Origin of the sequence: Kordia jejudonensis (assembly GCF_001005315.1) — a bacterium.
GTDB classification, from domain to species: Bacteria; Bacteroidota; Bacteroidia; order Flavobacteriales; family Flavobacteriaceae; genus Kordia; species Kordia jejudonensis.
Map to the genome: position 1 here is coordinate 1 of NZ_LBMG01000044.1, position 14,151 is coordinate 14,151.

General features: G+C 32.6%; 15 protein-coding genes. 8 read left to right on the forward strand and 7 right to left on the reverse strand.

The window, feature by feature from the left end; translation table 11 throughout:
- Positions 1-562 precede the first annotated feature (562 nt).
- The 4 genes from AA089_RS17970 to AA089_RS25685 are packed head-to-tail and all read left to right on the forward strand — an operon-like array spanning position 563 to position 4,395.
- Positions 563-1,405, forward strand: a complete 843-nt coding sequence (locus tag AA089_RS17970) for a GNAT family N-acetyltransferase (RefSeq protein WP_156169100.1) — start codon at positions 563-565, stop codon at positions 1,403-1,405.
- Positions 1,402-2,505 (forward strand): DegT/DnrJ/EryC1/StrS family aminotransferase, encoded by a 1,104-nt coding sequence (locus AA089_RS17975; protein WP_046758380.1) that lies wholly within the window; start codon positions 1,402-1,404, stop codon positions 2,503-2,505. Before AA089_RS17970 ends, AA089_RS17975 begins: the two co-directional genes overlap by 4 nt.
- Complete coding sequence (locus AA089_RS17980; RefSeq protein WP_046758381.1) at positions 2,502-3,803, forward strand: O-antigen translocase; 1,302 nt, start codon at positions 2,502-2,504, stop codon at positions 3,801-3,803. Before AA089_RS17975 ends, AA089_RS17980 begins: the two co-directional genes overlap by 4 nt.
- Before the next feature lie 28 nt (positions 3,804-3,831).
- Positions 3,832-4,395, forward strand: a complete 564-nt coding sequence (locus AA089_RS25685; RefSeq protein ID WP_046758382.1) for an acyltransferase — start codon at positions 3,832-3,834, stop codon at positions 4,393-4,395.
- Between the two features lie 70 nt (positions 4,396-4,465).
- Here AA089_RS25685 and AA089_RS17990 read toward each other — a convergent pair whose 3' ends face one another.
- Both AA089_RS17990 and AA089_RS17995 read right to left on the reverse strand, forming a co-directional pair.
- A complete protein-coding gene (locus AA089_RS17990; protein WP_046758383.1) occupies positions 4,466-4,990 on the reverse strand; it encodes a hypothetical protein in 525 nt (174 codons plus the stop codon).
- Positions 4,991-5,101: 111 nt separating this feature from the next.
- Positions 5,102-5,605 (reverse strand): Dps family protein, encoded by a 504-nt coding sequence (locus tag AA089_RS17995; RefSeq protein WP_046758384.1) that lies wholly within the window; start codon positions 5,603-5,605, stop codon positions 5,102-5,104.
- Between the two features lie 502 nt (positions 5,606-6,107).
- Here AA089_RS17995 and AA089_RS23875 point away from each other — a divergent pair.
- Together AA089_RS23875 and AA089_RS18005 are read left to right on the forward strand one after the other, a co-directional pair.
- Positions 6,108-6,656 carry a CIA30 family protein gene (locus tag AA089_RS23875; protein ID WP_053002555.1) on the forward strand — a complete coding sequence of 183 codons (549 nt, stop codon included), beginning with the start codon at positions 6,108-6,110 and terminating at the stop codon, positions 6,654-6,656.
- Entirely contained in the window at positions 6,657-7,115 is a 459-nt protein-coding gene (locus AA089_RS18005; protein WP_046758385.1) for a tRNA (cytidine(34)-2'-O)-methyltransferase, read from the forward strand.
- 470 nt (positions 7,116-7,585) lie between these two features.
- On the opposite strand, the gene AA089_RS18010 is transcribed toward AA089_RS18005, so the two are convergent.
- Complete coding sequence (locus AA089_RS18010) at positions 7,586-8,725, reverse strand: glycosyltransferase (RefSeq protein ID WP_046758386.1); 1,140 nt, start codon at positions 8,723-8,725, stop codon at positions 7,586-7,588.
- 40 nt (positions 8,726-8,765) lie between these two features.
- Here AA089_RS18010 and AA089_RS18015 point away from each other — a divergent pair, with 40 nt between their 5' ends.
- Positions 8,766-9,851: a glycosyltransferase family 4 protein gene (locus tag AA089_RS18015; RefSeq protein WP_046758387.1), complete on the forward strand. Its 1,086-nt coding sequence runs from the start codon at positions 8,766-8,768 to the stop codon at positions 9,849-9,851.
- 3 nt (positions 9,852-9,854) lie between these two features.
- Positions 9,855-10,280 (forward strand): sugar 3,4-ketoisomerase, encoded by a 426-nt coding sequence (locus AA089_RS18020; protein ID WP_046758388.1) that lies wholly within the window; start codon positions 9,855-9,857, stop codon positions 10,278-10,280.
- A gap of 75 nt (positions 10,281-10,355) precedes the next feature.
- Here AA089_RS18020 and AA089_RS18025 read toward each other — a convergent pair whose 3' ends face one another.
- From AA089_RS18025 to AA089_RS18040, 4 genes are read right to left on the reverse strand one after another with little or no spacing between them, the layout of a single operon-like run.
- On the reverse strand, positions 10,356-11,297 hold the full coding sequence (locus AA089_RS18025; protein WP_046758389.1) for a glycosyltransferase family 2 protein: 942 nt from the start codon (positions 11,295-11,297) through the stop codon (positions 10,356-10,358).
- Positions 11,297-12,193 (reverse strand): glycosyltransferase family 2 protein, encoded by an 897-nt coding sequence (locus tag AA089_RS18030; RefSeq protein WP_046758390.1) that lies wholly within the window; start codon positions 12,191-12,193, stop codon positions 11,297-11,299. The genes AA089_RS18025 and AA089_RS18030 overlap by 1 nt, the downstream gene beginning before the upstream one ends.
- Positions 12,193-12,930 (reverse strand): class I SAM-dependent methyltransferase, encoded by a 738-nt coding sequence (locus tag AA089_RS18035; RefSeq protein ID WP_053002557.1) that lies wholly within the window; start codon positions 12,928-12,930, stop codon positions 12,193-12,195. Before AA089_RS18035 ends, AA089_RS18030 begins: the two co-directional genes overlap by 1 nt.
- Positions 12,923-13,603, reverse strand: coding sequence for a cell division ATP-binding protein FtsE (locus AA089_RS18040; protein ID WP_046758391.1), 681 nt, complete (start codon positions 13,601-13,603; stop codon positions 12,923-12,925). Before AA089_RS18040 ends, AA089_RS18035 begins: the two co-directional genes overlap by 8 nt.
- Positions 13,604-14,151: the final 548 nt, after the last annotated feature.

Here is a 14,151-nt window from a genome sequence, read left to right on the forward strand (position 1 = left end):
ACGGTCAACTCTATTTAGGGAAGTACAAGTACTTCATTTCAACAACTCCACAACTAAACAACTAAACAAAGAACAAAGAATATAGAGCATAGAACAAAGACCCAAGACCAAGACCCAAAAGCCAAAAGCCAAGACCCAAAAACAAATCTTTGTGTATTCGTGACGAGAAATCAATATTAAATGCTAAATGTTGAGTGTTAAATTTAGTACTTCATTTCAACAACTCAACAACTCAACAACTCCACAACTAAACAAAGAACAAAGAATATAGAGCATAGACTAAAGACCCAAGACCCAAGAACCAAAAACCGAGACCCAAAGACCAAAGACCCAAAACCTGTCACATTGAGCGCAGTCGAAATGCAAAATTCACTCAAAATACCCTTAAAGCATACTTTTTCACACTACAACTACCAAACTCCCGTTAAAATTAGTAAATTCACTTTTTCTAAACCAAACCTCAATTTACACAATAGCCAAATATACAACGGAACACAAAACGCTTTGGGACAATTTTGTTTCCACTGCAAAAAATAGTTCATTTTTGTTCTATCGAGACTTTATGGAATACCATCAAGATCGATTTGAAGATTATTCATTGGTGCTTTTTAAGAAAGATAAGCCAATTGCGTTGTTTCCTGCAAACATTCGTGAAAACGTACTGTATTCGCATCAAGGTTTAACGTTTGGCGGTTTAATTCTCTCTAAAAAAAGTGGCGCACACGAAGTGAATCAGTTGTTGCAAACCGTGATCAATTACGCGAAAGCGGAAAATTTCACAACAGTAATTTTGAAAGCGATTCCTGAATTCTATTATGAAAAAAAAGCAGCCGAACTCAATTATTTTGCTTCTAAACAAGGAAGTTTAATTGATAGAAATTTGGTATTAGTAATCGATTATACAAAACCATTACACATTCATAAAACGAAACGAAAACATTATGAAAAGAATCAACGTGTAGGTTTTGAAATTGAAGAAACGTCAGACTGTACCGAATTTTGGAATGATGTTTTACAACCAAAACTTCAAGAAAAATACAAGGCAACTCCTGTACATTCGTTAGCCGAAATTACCAAATTGCAAGCACAATTTCCAGCAAATATTATCCAATACAACGTGAAATTGGATAATGAAATTTTAGCCGGAATCACGATTTTTAAACATAAAAACGTAGTAAAATCACAATATGGCGCTACCACTGCAAAAGGCGAATCGTTACGTGCGTTGGAATATTTATTTATATATCTGATAGAAAAGTTTCAAGAAGAAGAAATACACTATTTTAGCATGGGAACGGTTGATGCAGATAACGAACTTGGTTACAATGCCGGTTTGTTGAAGCAAAAAGAAGAACTCGGCTGTGTATGTGTTACACAAGACATTTATAAAATTCCGATTGCATGATAAAATTTCTCGATTTACATACACTCAATGCACGATTTGAAACTGAATTTCAACAAGAATTTAAGAAATTCTTAGATTCAGGATATTACGTATTGGGAAATAATGTAAAAGCATTTGAAAAATCATATGCAAACTACTGTGGAACAGACTATTGTGTTGGTGTGAGTAATGGTTTGGATGCGTTAATTTTAATCTTAGAAGCGTATAAAATCTTAGGGAAATTACACGAAGGCGACGAAGTGATTGTGCCTGCAAATACATACATTGCCAGCATTTTAGGAATTACAAAAGCTGGTTTGAAACCTGTGTTAGTTGAACCCGATTTGGAAACTTTCAATATTGATCCAATAAAAATTGAAGCGGCAATAACACTCAAAACCAAAGCAATTTTAGTCGTGCATTTGTATGGACAATTGGTGGAAATGGACACAATTCATAACATCGCAAAAAAGCATAATATTTTGGTCATGGAAGATGCTGCACAAGCACATGGCGCAAAAAATAATCAGGATAAAAAAGCAGGAAATTTAAGTGATGCCGCAGGTTTTAGTTTCTATCCAACTAAAAATTTGGGCGCGTTAGGAGAAGCTGGTGCAGTTACTACAAATGACGAACAATTAGCGGAAATTATTACCAAATTACGCAATTACGGAAGCGCTTCAAAATATGTAAATCAGTACAAAGGTGTCAACAATCGGTTGGATGAAATTCAAGCAGCATTTTTAAATGTAAAATTACCACATTTAGATGCAGACAACGAGATTCGACGTACAATAGCAAAACGTTATTTGAGTGAAATTAAGAATCCGTTACTACGCTTGCCAAAGTATACAAATGACGAATCGCATGTGTTTCATCAATTTGTGGTTAGAACGGAAAACAGAGCGAAATTGCAAGCGTATTTGACCGAACATCAAATAGGAACGTTGATTCATTACGAAATACCGCCACATAAGCAAGAAGCGTATAAAGAGTGGAATCAGCTGAGTTTTCCGATTACCGAGAAAATTCATGCAGAATGTTTGAGCTTACCAATCAATCCCATACTGAAAACCTCTGAAATTGATCAAATTATTGCCGTCCTAAATCAATTCTCTTGAACAAGTTAAAAAAGCATATTGCAAACAATTTATTATTAAAAGTTACGTCTTTTAATAGTATTGCAATTTTGATCAATGTGTTGGTTGGTGTGTTAACTTCGAAAGCATTAGCGGAATTTGTAGGCACCAAAGGAATGGCTTCTGTCGGAAATTTGCGCGATTTTCTCAAAACTATATACGCGTTGGCTACGTTAGGCATTAGCGCAGGAATTATAAAATATACCGCCGAACACAAACACAATCAATCGGAACTTCAAAAAGTATTATCAACGGCTTTAGGAATCATTTTTGCGGCAACAGTACTTGTGTCAACACTGTTATTTTTTGGTGCGGACTATTGGAACGAGTTGATTTTTAAAGGAAAAGAATTCAGTTATATCTTCAAAATTCTAGCATTTGTATTGCCTCTGTATACCTTAAATGTATTGTGTTTAGGAATTATTAATGGATTTGAAAAGTATAAAAAAATCATCACATTAAATATTATTGGATACATTGCAAACCTTTTGTGTACGGTCTATTTGGTTTGGAAACATGCGTTAGACGGTGCATTAATTTCATTGAGTATTGTACCTTCATTCTTGCTCATTTTCAGTCTCATTTTATTGTATAGAGAATGTATTTTATTGCCAACAACATTCAATACAAGTACATTTTCAAAAGATTATGCGAAAAAATATTTATCGTACACCTTAATGGCGGCAGTTTCGGCATTTATATTTCCGATGATATATGTTTTTGTTCGAAACCACGTGATTGAAACCATTGGCGAAGCGGAAGCAGGTTATTGGGAAGCAATGCAACGAATATCCAATCAATATCTCATCTTTGTAACTTCTTTGTTAACCTTGTATGTGTTGCCAAAACTTTCTGAAAATAAGACAATTGCAGGATTTAGAACGATTGTGTTCAACTTTTATAAAACTATTCTTCCTGTATTCACTATCGGATTAATCATCATTTATGTTGCGCGAATTTGGGTTATTGAATTTATATATAATGAAGAATTTCTGCCTGCGGAAAGTCTATTCTTTTGGCAACTCTTAGGCGATTTTTTCAAAGTAATTTCATTAGTAATCGCGTATCAATTATTTGCTAAAAAAATGTTGGGTTATTATCTTTTTGTGGAAATAAGTTCATTGATTTTGTTCTATTCGCTCAGTATTTATTTTACCAATCAGGTTGGAATTGAAGGTGTTGTCATGGCACATTGTGCACGCAGTTTTATCGCATTGATATTGTTAATAACCATCTTTAGAAAGTCATTATTCAGTAAAATTGAAACAGAAAAACTATAGCTAACTGAAAAAGTGTATTTTTGAAACTATGAAGCAATTCTTGAAATACATCATATTACGAATCAAAGTTGTAAAATACATTCTTTTAAGTACGATTGCTACCAAACGCGGAAAGCCAAAACGAGTACAACCGTTGTTATTAGAAGGCGAAGGCATCATTCTTTTTGGAGAAAATACAAGTTTCGGAATTTACAAATCTCCCTATTTATTCAGTGGTTACGGCTATATTGAAGCGCGTGGAAAGCAAGCAGAGATTATTTTTGAGAAAAATGTAGCAATCAACAATTCATGTGTCATTACGGCAGAAAAGAAAATTACCATTGCAAAAAACACTGTCATCGGTTACAATTGTCATATAAGTGATAGTTATTTTCACAATTTAGAGATTGATAAACGCAATGAAACAGATCCAAATCCTGAAGAAGTTTTTATCGACGAAAATGTATTTATAGGAAACAATGTGACCATTCTAAAAGGTGTTACATTGGGTAAAAATGTTGTGGTAGGAAGTGGAGCTGTAGTTACAAAAAGTTTTCCTGACAATGTAGTTATCGCGGGCGTTCCTGCAAAAATAATTAGTACTATTACATAAAAAAAACCATTCCGATTGCTCGAAATGGTTTCATGCTTGGGCTAGCATCTATATAAAATCAGATTATATATTATTTCATGTCTTTTACTTCAATTTCGTATACTTCGCCATTATTCATAATGATGTTGTATTTTCCTTTTGTAGATAACATATTTACTTTTCTCTTCGTGTTGTTTTCGTCAATCATGTGAATTTCCTTCATCATCATTCCGTTACGATTATACGCTACTGTTAATCCATTTTCGGTTAACATAAAGTCATAATCAAAATTTCTTGGTCTTGTGTAATTAATGGTAATTTCTCTTTCAAAATCTCTGTCATTATCTACATCTAGTTTGTATGTTGTTTCTAAGATTGGATCTACTAAAACTCTGTCTTGATTCAATTTATATTGATCATCTGCATCAAAAATTACAGGATATGTTGCTTTTGTTTCTTTTAAAATTCTCATGTCATCTTCTGTTTCAATCTCGATAACTTGATATTCGGCTGTATTTTCACGTACGACTTCATCTTCTAAAGTGTCGTTCTGTGCAAAAGATACAGTGGTTGATAATAATAATGCAGGTACTAATAATTTGACATAATTTTTCATTTTTATGTAATATTTTAAATTTATATCATACTTCTTTTATGCTGCGATGATATTTTAACAGCTGTGGAAAACTATGAGACATTTAATGTAATGTCGCGATACAATTAACAATTAGGCTTTTACCATTGAATTGTTTAACTGTGCTGTAGTTTTCTTTGACCATGCGTTAAGCATCCAACTCGATTTTTCTAGCTCACGTACATAGGCTCCTAACAAGTCAATTGTACCTTCATCTCCAGCATCTGTTGCATGATTAATTACAATTTTCATCTGTGATAATAAAATTTTATGGTCATCTAAAATTATATTTACCATTTCTTCATCAGTTAATAATGGACTAGATTCTTTAATTTTAGAAATCTCTAAATAATCTGTCATTTTACTAATTGGATGGTATTTTAGGGTTAGAATACGCTCAGCAATTTCATCAATTTTTTTCTGTGCGTTTCCGTATAATTCTTCAAATTTGTTGTGTAGATCAAAGAAACTTTTACCCAAAATGTTCCAATGAAAACTTCTTAACTTTTGGTAATACACATGATAGTCTGCTAACAACGTATTTAACTCAACCACCACAGGTACTAATTCCTCATCACTCATATTTAAATAATTCATGTATATATAATATTTTTAATTAATAATTGATTTTATATTTTTAATTACAAAGATTGATAAAAGCTTTTGTTTCTATCGATAGACTCAATCTCAGTAAGTAATATTGCGATTTGTTTTAATCACACTTCCAATATAGGGTCAGGAGAAAAAAAGTCAAGTGTTTTAACAATACTTAACTTTTTAAGTTCAAAATTATGTTAAAAAGTGTTAAATTAGAGTCTTAAATGTTAAAAAATTAACACTAGCATTTTTATGAATTGTGAAATTTCATTGCATAAAGTGCAAAATAGTGGTTATTTGGTCGGATTTTGATGTGGAAATTGTATAAAATATACCGAAAATCATGTAAAACGCTAAATAATTATAAAATTATGTTAAAAATTAGGAAAAATAATATATATCGTTTTTAAACAAAATTTTAACACTTTTAAATTGAGAAAGCTTCCATGCTTAAATCGAACTTGAAAAATGTAAAATCTTTGTATCTTTAAACAAAAAAGGAATGAAAAAAACTGTACTACTATTTTTGTGTATCTATTCACAAATTAATGTTGCTCAAGTTGAAAAAATTGATTTCGGAGAAGACAAAGATGGAGAACGTTGGGAAATCATAAATGATGGTGTCATGGGAGGACTTTCCGAAGGAGAAACATTTATGCTAGATGATTGTGTAGCTTTCAAAGGAACGGTTTCATTGCGAAATAATGGAGGTTTTTCATCGTATAAAGGACCATTTACCAATATGAATCTTTCCAAATACACAAAAATTATTGTCAAATATCGTTCAAAAGGATACACCATGGCAATGACCTTAGAAATGGACAAACGCTGGTTTTTACCTTATTATAAGCGTGATTTGGTCAATACCGATTGGAAATGGGTAACCGAAGAAATACTATTTTCAGAATTCATACGATATAGCGTAGGACGCAAACGACCAGGAACACCAACCAAAAAAGAACTAAAAAATATACTTCGCTTAGGATTTGTGACAAATGAAAAAAGAGCAGGCGATTTTAAAATAGAAATTGACTACATAGATTTTAAATAAATGGCATACAATATTGTACTTATAGAACCTGAAATTCCAACAAATACAGGCAATATAGGTAGACTCAGCTTGGCTTCAGGCAGTAACTTACATTTGGTAAAACCTTTCGGATTTGAAATTACGGATGCACGACTCAAACGTGCAGGATTGGATTATTGGCAACATTTGTCGGTTCATATATATGAAAACATAGACGAATTTTATGCGAAAAATGCAGACAAGAAAATGGTGTATCTTTCCAGTCATGGAACAAAAACCTATGATGAAATTCCGTATGAAGATGATTTATATTTAGTTTTTGGGAAAGAATCTGTCGGTTTGCCAGAAAAAATCACAGCGAAATATCCTGATGATTTATATACAATTCCCATGTTTAGTGAACATATTAGAAGTTTAAACTTAGCAAATGCAGTCAGTATAGTTGTGTTTGAAGGCATTCGTAGATTGCAGCAGAAGTAGATTTTAGTATTGAGTATTTAGTATTGAGTATTGAGTAGTGAGAATTTAGTTTGTGATAGAATTTTTTAGTTTCGAATAACGAATTTTGAAATTATAAATGTTGAATGCTAAATTTTAAATGTAAAAGTATTTTCGAATAACGAATAACGAATAACGAATAACGAATAACGAATTTTGAAATTATAAATGTTGAATGCTAAATTTTAAATGTTAAAGTATTTTCTAATAACAAACAACAAAAACCAAGCGTCACTTCGAGTGAAATTCTGGAAGAATTTAGTATCGAGAAGTATTATTTACGAATGAGTTTCAAATAAACAACTTTAAGAACAAAAAAGGAATTTATAAGTTTCAAAGTGTACGTTTGAATTCAAAATCTAGTGGAATTATTTTAGTTTTGAACACTGAACACTGAACACTGAACACTGAACACTGAACACTGAACACTGAACACTGAGAACTGAAACCTCTCAATCCACTTTCCACCGCGCTACATATTGTTTGGCAATATCTTCATACGCATGATAATTTTCCACAAATTCACGTGCATTTTTCCCAATTTGAATCATTTCCGCAGGATTTTCAATTAGAAAACTCAGCTTTTTAACCAAATCATCCACATTAGGCGTCGCATTAATCACTACTTTTTTATCCAATTGGTAACAGTCTTGAAACGCTGTTTCGGCACCAGAAAACACAACTTTTCCTTTCGCCATCGCTTCCAATGCATTATATCCTTGATCGTAACCATATACTTGATCCATAATTATATGCGCTTCGTCATAAGTTTTAATATATTCATCATATGGCAAACTGTACGCTGTTTTAACAACCGCTTTTTCAGGATACTTATCTGCAACGATTGCTAATGCTTTTTCAATAACATCGTTTCCTTTCTTTAAAAAATTAACCGTATTTACTCCGTGAAAAATAATCACTTTTCCACCATAAGAAAGTGGTTTAAAAGGCAACGTGTCTACATTTATAGGAAAAGGAACCAGTGGCAACGCTTTTGGATGTTTGTGGTACGCCATGTCATAATCAAAATTTGCAGGAATAATTCCTTTGATATGATTAATAACAAAATGATGCAACTTTTCATGTGGTTTCGATAAATATTGCAATGAATACATAAACTGTTTCTTTACCGTTTTATCTTGAACATAAGGTGTTAAAATATGGTACGGAAGATCTGCTTTTAAAATGTAATTCAAATAATGAAAATCATCGCCACAGGAAGACAAAAAAACGTTTTTATTATGCTTAAAAACATAATTCAGTAGCTTTTGTTCCACATAAGGCGTTGTTGCAAAAGGAAACTCATTAATTAACTGAACGGCGTCGTAATTTTGAAGTGCTTTTCGATGTTTGCAAAAACGATACATGACTTCCAAAAAAGCAATATCTTTTTTCGTAATGCGATACACAAACTGGCGAAAAAGATTGGGAATTTTTTTATTAAAAAAAGTAACATCAAGTGAAATATCAACTGGAAAATTTTTAAAACTGTCAGCACGACCAACTAACGTTACGTCATGATGCAGTTTCAGTAGACCTTCTTTCAATGAATTGTGAAATCTACTGTATTCTCCAACCAATAATATTCGCATAATAACAGTATATTTGCGTGAAAGATAGCAGGAAAACTTTATGCAGCAAAATTCTCAAAAGAAAATATGTATAATTGTCGATAGTTTAAGTATAGGTGGTTCAGAAAAGCAGGCAGCAAGCTTTTCAAAGTCACTCCACAAGGAACATTTTGACGTTTCTTTGATCTGTTTAAAAGATGAAATTTCGTATCCATACGAAGGAAAATTATATAATTTAGGACAGCGTGAATCTTCTGTAAAGATCATCAAACAAATTCGAAAGTTTTTTGCCTTTAAAAAAGCGTACACAGATTGCAATGCAGACGTATATATAGATTTCAGAATTCGAAGCAGGGTTTTTATGGAATGGTTGCTACATCAATTTGTATTTCAACCTAAAAAAATGGTCATGATGATTCATAGTTTCAATACATCTTGGCACATTCCAAAAGGCGTATTTTTTCAAAAAATCTACAATCAATCAAAAGCTGTTGTGGCAGTTTCTAAGGGAATTGAAGAAAAATTAAAAGCGGATTACGGGTTTACAAATACACACTACATTCCTAATTACAATGTTGATACAGAAGAAACGAAGCAATCAAACACAACATTTCCAGAAAACTATATTGTCGCTGTGGGACGATTGCAAAATGACATCAAGCAATTTGATCGTTTGATAACAACGTACAACGATTCCAACTTGGTAGAAAAAAATATACAACTATTAATTTTGGGAGATGGAGAAGATAAAGCATCTTTGCAACAACTTGTTGAAGAATTAGAATTGATAACGCACGTAAAACTGATGGGATTTGTAGACAATGTAGCCGAATATCTCAAAAATGCAAGATTCTTAGTATTGTCAAGTAGGGTAGAAGGCTTTCCGATGGTTTTAATAGAAGCATTGAAACAACAAACGCCTGTAATTTCATTTGATTGTAACTCAGGACCAAGTGAGATTATTCAACACAAAAGCAATGGTTTGCTCGTTGAGAATCAAAACTTTGTGAAGTTAAAAGATGCAATGATACTGTTGGTCGAAAATTTTGAATTGTATATGAATTGTAAACAAAATACAGTATCTTCCATAAAAAAATTTACTGAAAAAAACGTACTCCAGCAATGGATGCGCCTCTTAAAAACCTAAAATATGTCTACAACTGTAGCTGATATACAACTGATAACAATACCTAAAATTGAAGATTTTAGAGGAAATATCTCTGTAATTGAAGGTGAAACAATTCCTTTTACATGCAAGCGTGTATACTATTTATATGATATTCCTAGTGGCGCAAAAAGAGGCGGACATGCACATGTAGAGCAACATGAAGTGCTGATTGCTTTGAGTGGAAGTTTTGAAGTAATTTTTAAAGATGGAACGCAAAAAAGACGCATACTATTAAACAAACCCAATCAAGGTTGTCTCATTCCACACGGAATTTGGCGCGAATTGGAAAACTTTTCTTCAGGTGCCGTTTGTTTGGTATTAGCTTCCGATGAATTTGATGAAGCGGACTACATTCGCGATTATCAAGATTTCGTCATCACAAAAGAAAACATAAAACTTTCGAAATAGTGTAAACTATAGTAGTGAGTATTGAGTGTTCAAAATCTGTCACATCGTGCGCAGTCGAGATGCAACAAAAACAACCTAAAACGAAGTGACTTTCACATTCAACTTCAACAATAATTCTTTAATCTTCTTTACAAAAAGAATTACAAAACGAGGACTTTTTAATAACAAACGCTGTTTCCAAGTCAAATTGCTGTACACAATATGTTTCAACATTTTATTCTTCTGTGGAATCGCATTTTCTATATAATATAAAGACGCATAAATATAACGGTACAAGTCCAAGAACTTCTTTAAAGAATGATTCTCGGTTGCCAAATCTTCATAACGATCCAAATCGGGAAGTGTTTTTTGACTAATGCTACTTCGCGTCATCTGATTCGGAACGGCAAAACGCATGGAAACCAATGCTTCATAATGGTACGCCACTTTATGTTTAGAACCATATTTAATGTAAAAATCAATATCTTCTGAAAACGTAATTTTCGGATTAAAAAAGTTGCCATCGCTACAAATAGACTTTTTAAATGCCAAACAACTCGGATTAAAAATAGGTTGAAACATATTGGCTTCAAAAAAATCTGGAACCACAAAAGCAGTTCCTTTCAAAGCGGAAGAAATATTTTTTTTAGGCGCTATCGCTTCATTTGAAGTATAAATTTCGCTATAATCAGTTCCATACAAAGAAGCTTCAGGAAACGTTTCGTACAAATGTTTTATTGTTTTTAAATAGTTGGGAAGCCAAATATCATCAGCATCAAGCAATGCAATCACAGTTCCGCTTGCGTGTGAAATTCCAACATTTCGTGTGGCAGACAAACCAAGATTTTGAGGATTTTCAATAATGGAAATTCTCGGATCAGAAATATTCTTTACCAGCTGTACACTTTCATCCGTACTTGCATCATTTACCACAATAATTTCAAAATCCGTAAAACGCTGTTGCAATACACTTTCAATCGTTTCTTGAATGTACATTGCTTTGTTGTAAAGTGGAATAATTACAGAAAATAATGGCATTATTGGCGTTTATCTAAGTAACAAAGATACGTTAATCGATATAAGTCAAAAATAAACATCGACGGATTGCTCGATACTAGGTTTTTTTTGAAATAATTTCCAAACCACGAATACATGAGCGATAAAATATGATGCAATCCAAACTTTTTAACGCGTGTATATACTTTGGTAATCAAAATATCGTTTGGAGCAATCAAACCATTTTTAAGGAACAAAATCAACACTTCTACCGATTCCATCGACTTGTGAATAAAACCTTCACTTGTGTCTAAACCCAAGTGATACACAGGATTGTGAATATGTGTCATATGCACTTTCAGGTGTTTCAAATCGTTGGCAAATAACGTATCTTCATGTCGCGCATTCGGAATATCTTCATTAAACGTTACCTTTTCAAAAACATCTTTCCGAATCAAAAAACTCAAGGTTAAAAAACGTAAATACGAAGCTTCTTGTCGTTGCTTCACGCTCAGTGCTTCTCGTTCCTTTCCATAAATCCAACGCAATACATTTTCTTGTTTAGGTTTTTCTTGCTGATACAAAATACCGCCATAAATCACTTCTTTTTCATCTGAAATGCTAGCAACATATTTTGTAATAAAATCGTCTGAAACTGGCAACACATCTGCATCCAAAAACAACAACCATGTGTAAGTTGCTTTCTGTGCCAACAAATTCCGAATTCGGCTACGACCGATATTTTCAGGTAAAACCGTGTACGTCGCATTTGGCAATACATTAATAGCTTCGTTTTGTTGTATAGTAGCTGTATTTTCAGAATGATCATCCAAACACAAAATCTCAAAAACATAGTCCGTTTCAGATAATTGCGCGTGTATTTGCTTTACCAAAGGGTAAATGTCATAATTATACGTTGGAATTAATACTGATAGCATTATTTGGTCGCAATTAAAATAGTTTCAGGGGAAATGTATCCGTAGTACACATCGTGTTCTACAGATTCAAAAGTAAGCGTTTTTACGGTAAATCCTACGCTTGTTAACCGATCTTTTAGTCCTTCCGGAGAATATACGCGTACATGATCTTCCTGACCAAAATGTGTTAAGCGATCTTCAGGACTTGTAATTGCTGGATTTTCATAAATAGCACCATCTTTAAAAGGTGTTTGAATAAAAACAATTCCATTGGGTTTTGTAACTCTGTACAATTCTTGCATTGCCTGAATATCTTCCGAAATATGTTCCAATACATGAAAACAAATAATACGATCAAAAGTTGCGTCTTTTTGGTCAATATCTGTAATATCAAACTGAAAATCAGCAATAAATTCATCTTCGTAATCTGAAGTGATGTATGACAAATCAGCTCGCTTTTTTAATTTCCGATATATATTTCTTGAAGGCGAAAAATGCAATACATTTCCTTGTAAATCATAGCTAGAATGCAACAATTTCCAAAGGCGACGATTTCTGGCTAAACTTCCGCAAAAAGGACACAACAAATCATTTCTTTCAAGTTTGATAAACGATCGAAGTTTTTTTTGACAAACCGTACATTGATGTGAATTCCCAATGTAAAAAAGACCATGAAAAAACCTAAAAAAAGGTTCATTATTAAAAATAAAACGATTCGGAAGTAGCTTCTTTACGAAGTTTTTAAGTGTATTATACATTTTTTTGCACTACTTCGAAGACTTTGCCTCCGTCGCATTTTAAAGTTTTAGAAGGATATTTCAAAATCATCGCATAATCGTGTGTTGCCATCAAAATAGTACGTCCGTTTTTGTTGATTTCTTGCAAAACCTGCATCACTTCCATACTGGTTTGCGGATCTAAATTTCCAGTAGGTTCATCAGCAATAATCAATTCAGGATCATTCAAAAGTGCACGTGCAATGGCAATACGTTGTTGTTCGCCACCCGAAAGTTGATGCGGATATTTAAAGTTTTTCGTCTTCATGCCAACTTTATCTAGCACTTCGTCAATTTTGGCGTCCATTTTGTCTTTATCTTTCCAGCCTGTAGCTTTCAGTACAAATTGCAAATTGGCGGCAACCGTTCGATCATTCAACAATTGAAAATCTTGAAAAACAATCCCAAGTTTTCTTCGTAAAAAAGGAATTTCTTTCTCTTTCAAGCTTTTCAAATTAAAATCAACAATACTTCCTTCGCCTTCTGTCAAAGGCAAATCGCCATACAATGTTTTAATAAAACTACTTTTTCCCGAACCTGTTTTCCCGATCAGGTATACAAAATCTCCTTTATGAATCGTAAGGTTGATATCTGAAAGAATAAGATTTTCTCTTTGAAAAATAGAAACGCCTCTAAGGTTGAGAATTTGCTCCATGTATTGTGAATGATTTTATAGAATACACAAAGTAAACAATTAAAGTCCAATACTGAAAAATTAAATGCAGAAATCGGTTTTGAAATCGGTTTTCAGGTTTTAGGTCTTGGGTTGTTTGGGTGTTTGTTGACTTCAATATTCGTCATTGCCAGGAATTTTGACGAAGCAATCTTTTTAATAATAAACAGACTACTTCACTGTCGTTCGTAATGACGTTTTAAATTAAAAATTCAACATTTATAATGCTTTTGGTATCAATTTATCTACCTGTTGATTCATTAACTTGATTGCTTCAAAATCTATTTTCTTTTTTCTATACGTTGTTTTTAAATAATTCAACATTCAACATTCAACATTTAAAATTTATAATGCTTTTGGTATTAATTTATCTATCTGTTGATTCGTTAACTTGATTGCTTCAAAATCTATTTTTTTCTATACGCTGTTTTTAAACAATTCAACATTCAACACTTAAAATTTATAATTATAGAAACTAACTATACTCCAGCAATCCTACAGTCCAACAATCTAATAATCTAGCATCAAAC

Coding starts and splice junctions, on each gene's coding strand:
- AA089_RS17970 (WP_156169100.1), top strand. CDS start 563: ATGGAATACCATCAAGATCGATTTGAAGATTATTCATTGGTGCTTTTT.
- AA089_RS17975 (WP_046758380.1), top strand. CDS start 1,402: ATGATAAAATTTCTCGATTTACATACACTCAATGCACGATTTGAAACT.
- AA089_RS25685 (WP_046758382.1), top strand. CDS start 3,832: ATGAAGCAATTCTTGAAATACATCATATTACGAATCAAAGTTGTAAAA.
- AA089_RS17990 (WP_046758383.1), bottom strand. CDS start 4,990: ATGAAAAATTATGTCAAATTATTAGTACCTGCATTATTATTATCAACC.
- AA089_RS17995 (WP_046758384.1), bottom strand. CDS start 5,605: ATGAATTATTTAAATATGAGTGATGAGGAATTAGTACCTGTGGTGGTT.
- AA089_RS23875 (WP_053002555.1), top strand. CDS start 6,108: ATGAAAAAAACTGTACTACTATTTTTGTGTATCTATTCACAAATTAAT.
- AA089_RS18005 (WP_046758385.1), top strand. CDS start 6,657: ATGGCATACAATATTGTACTTATAGAACCTGAAATTCCAACAAATACA.
- AA089_RS18010 (WP_046758386.1), bottom strand. CDS start 8,725: ATGCGAATATTATTGGTTGGAGAATACAGTAGATTTCACAATTCATTG.
- AA089_RS18015 (WP_046758387.1), top strand. CDS start 8,766: ATGCAGCAAAATTCTCAAAAGAAAATATGTATAATTGTCGATAGTTTA.
- AA089_RS18020 (WP_046758388.1), top strand. CDS start 9,855: ATGTCTACAACTGTAGCTGATATACAACTGATAACAATACCTAAAATT.
- AA089_RS18025 (WP_046758389.1), bottom strand. CDS start 11,297: ATGCCATTATTTTCTGTAATTATTCCACTTTACAACAAAGCAATGTAC.
- AA089_RS18030 (WP_046758390.1), bottom strand. CDS start 12,193: ATGCTATCAGTATTAATTCCAACGTATAATTATGACATTTACCCTTTG.
- AA089_RS18035 (WP_053002557.1), bottom strand. CDS start 12,930: ATGTATAATACACTTAAAAACTTCGTAAAGAAGCTACTTCCGAATCGT.
- AA089_RS18040 (WP_046758391.1), bottom strand. CDS start 13,603: ATGGAGCAAATTCTCAACCTTAGAGGCGTTTCTATTTTTCAAAGAGAA.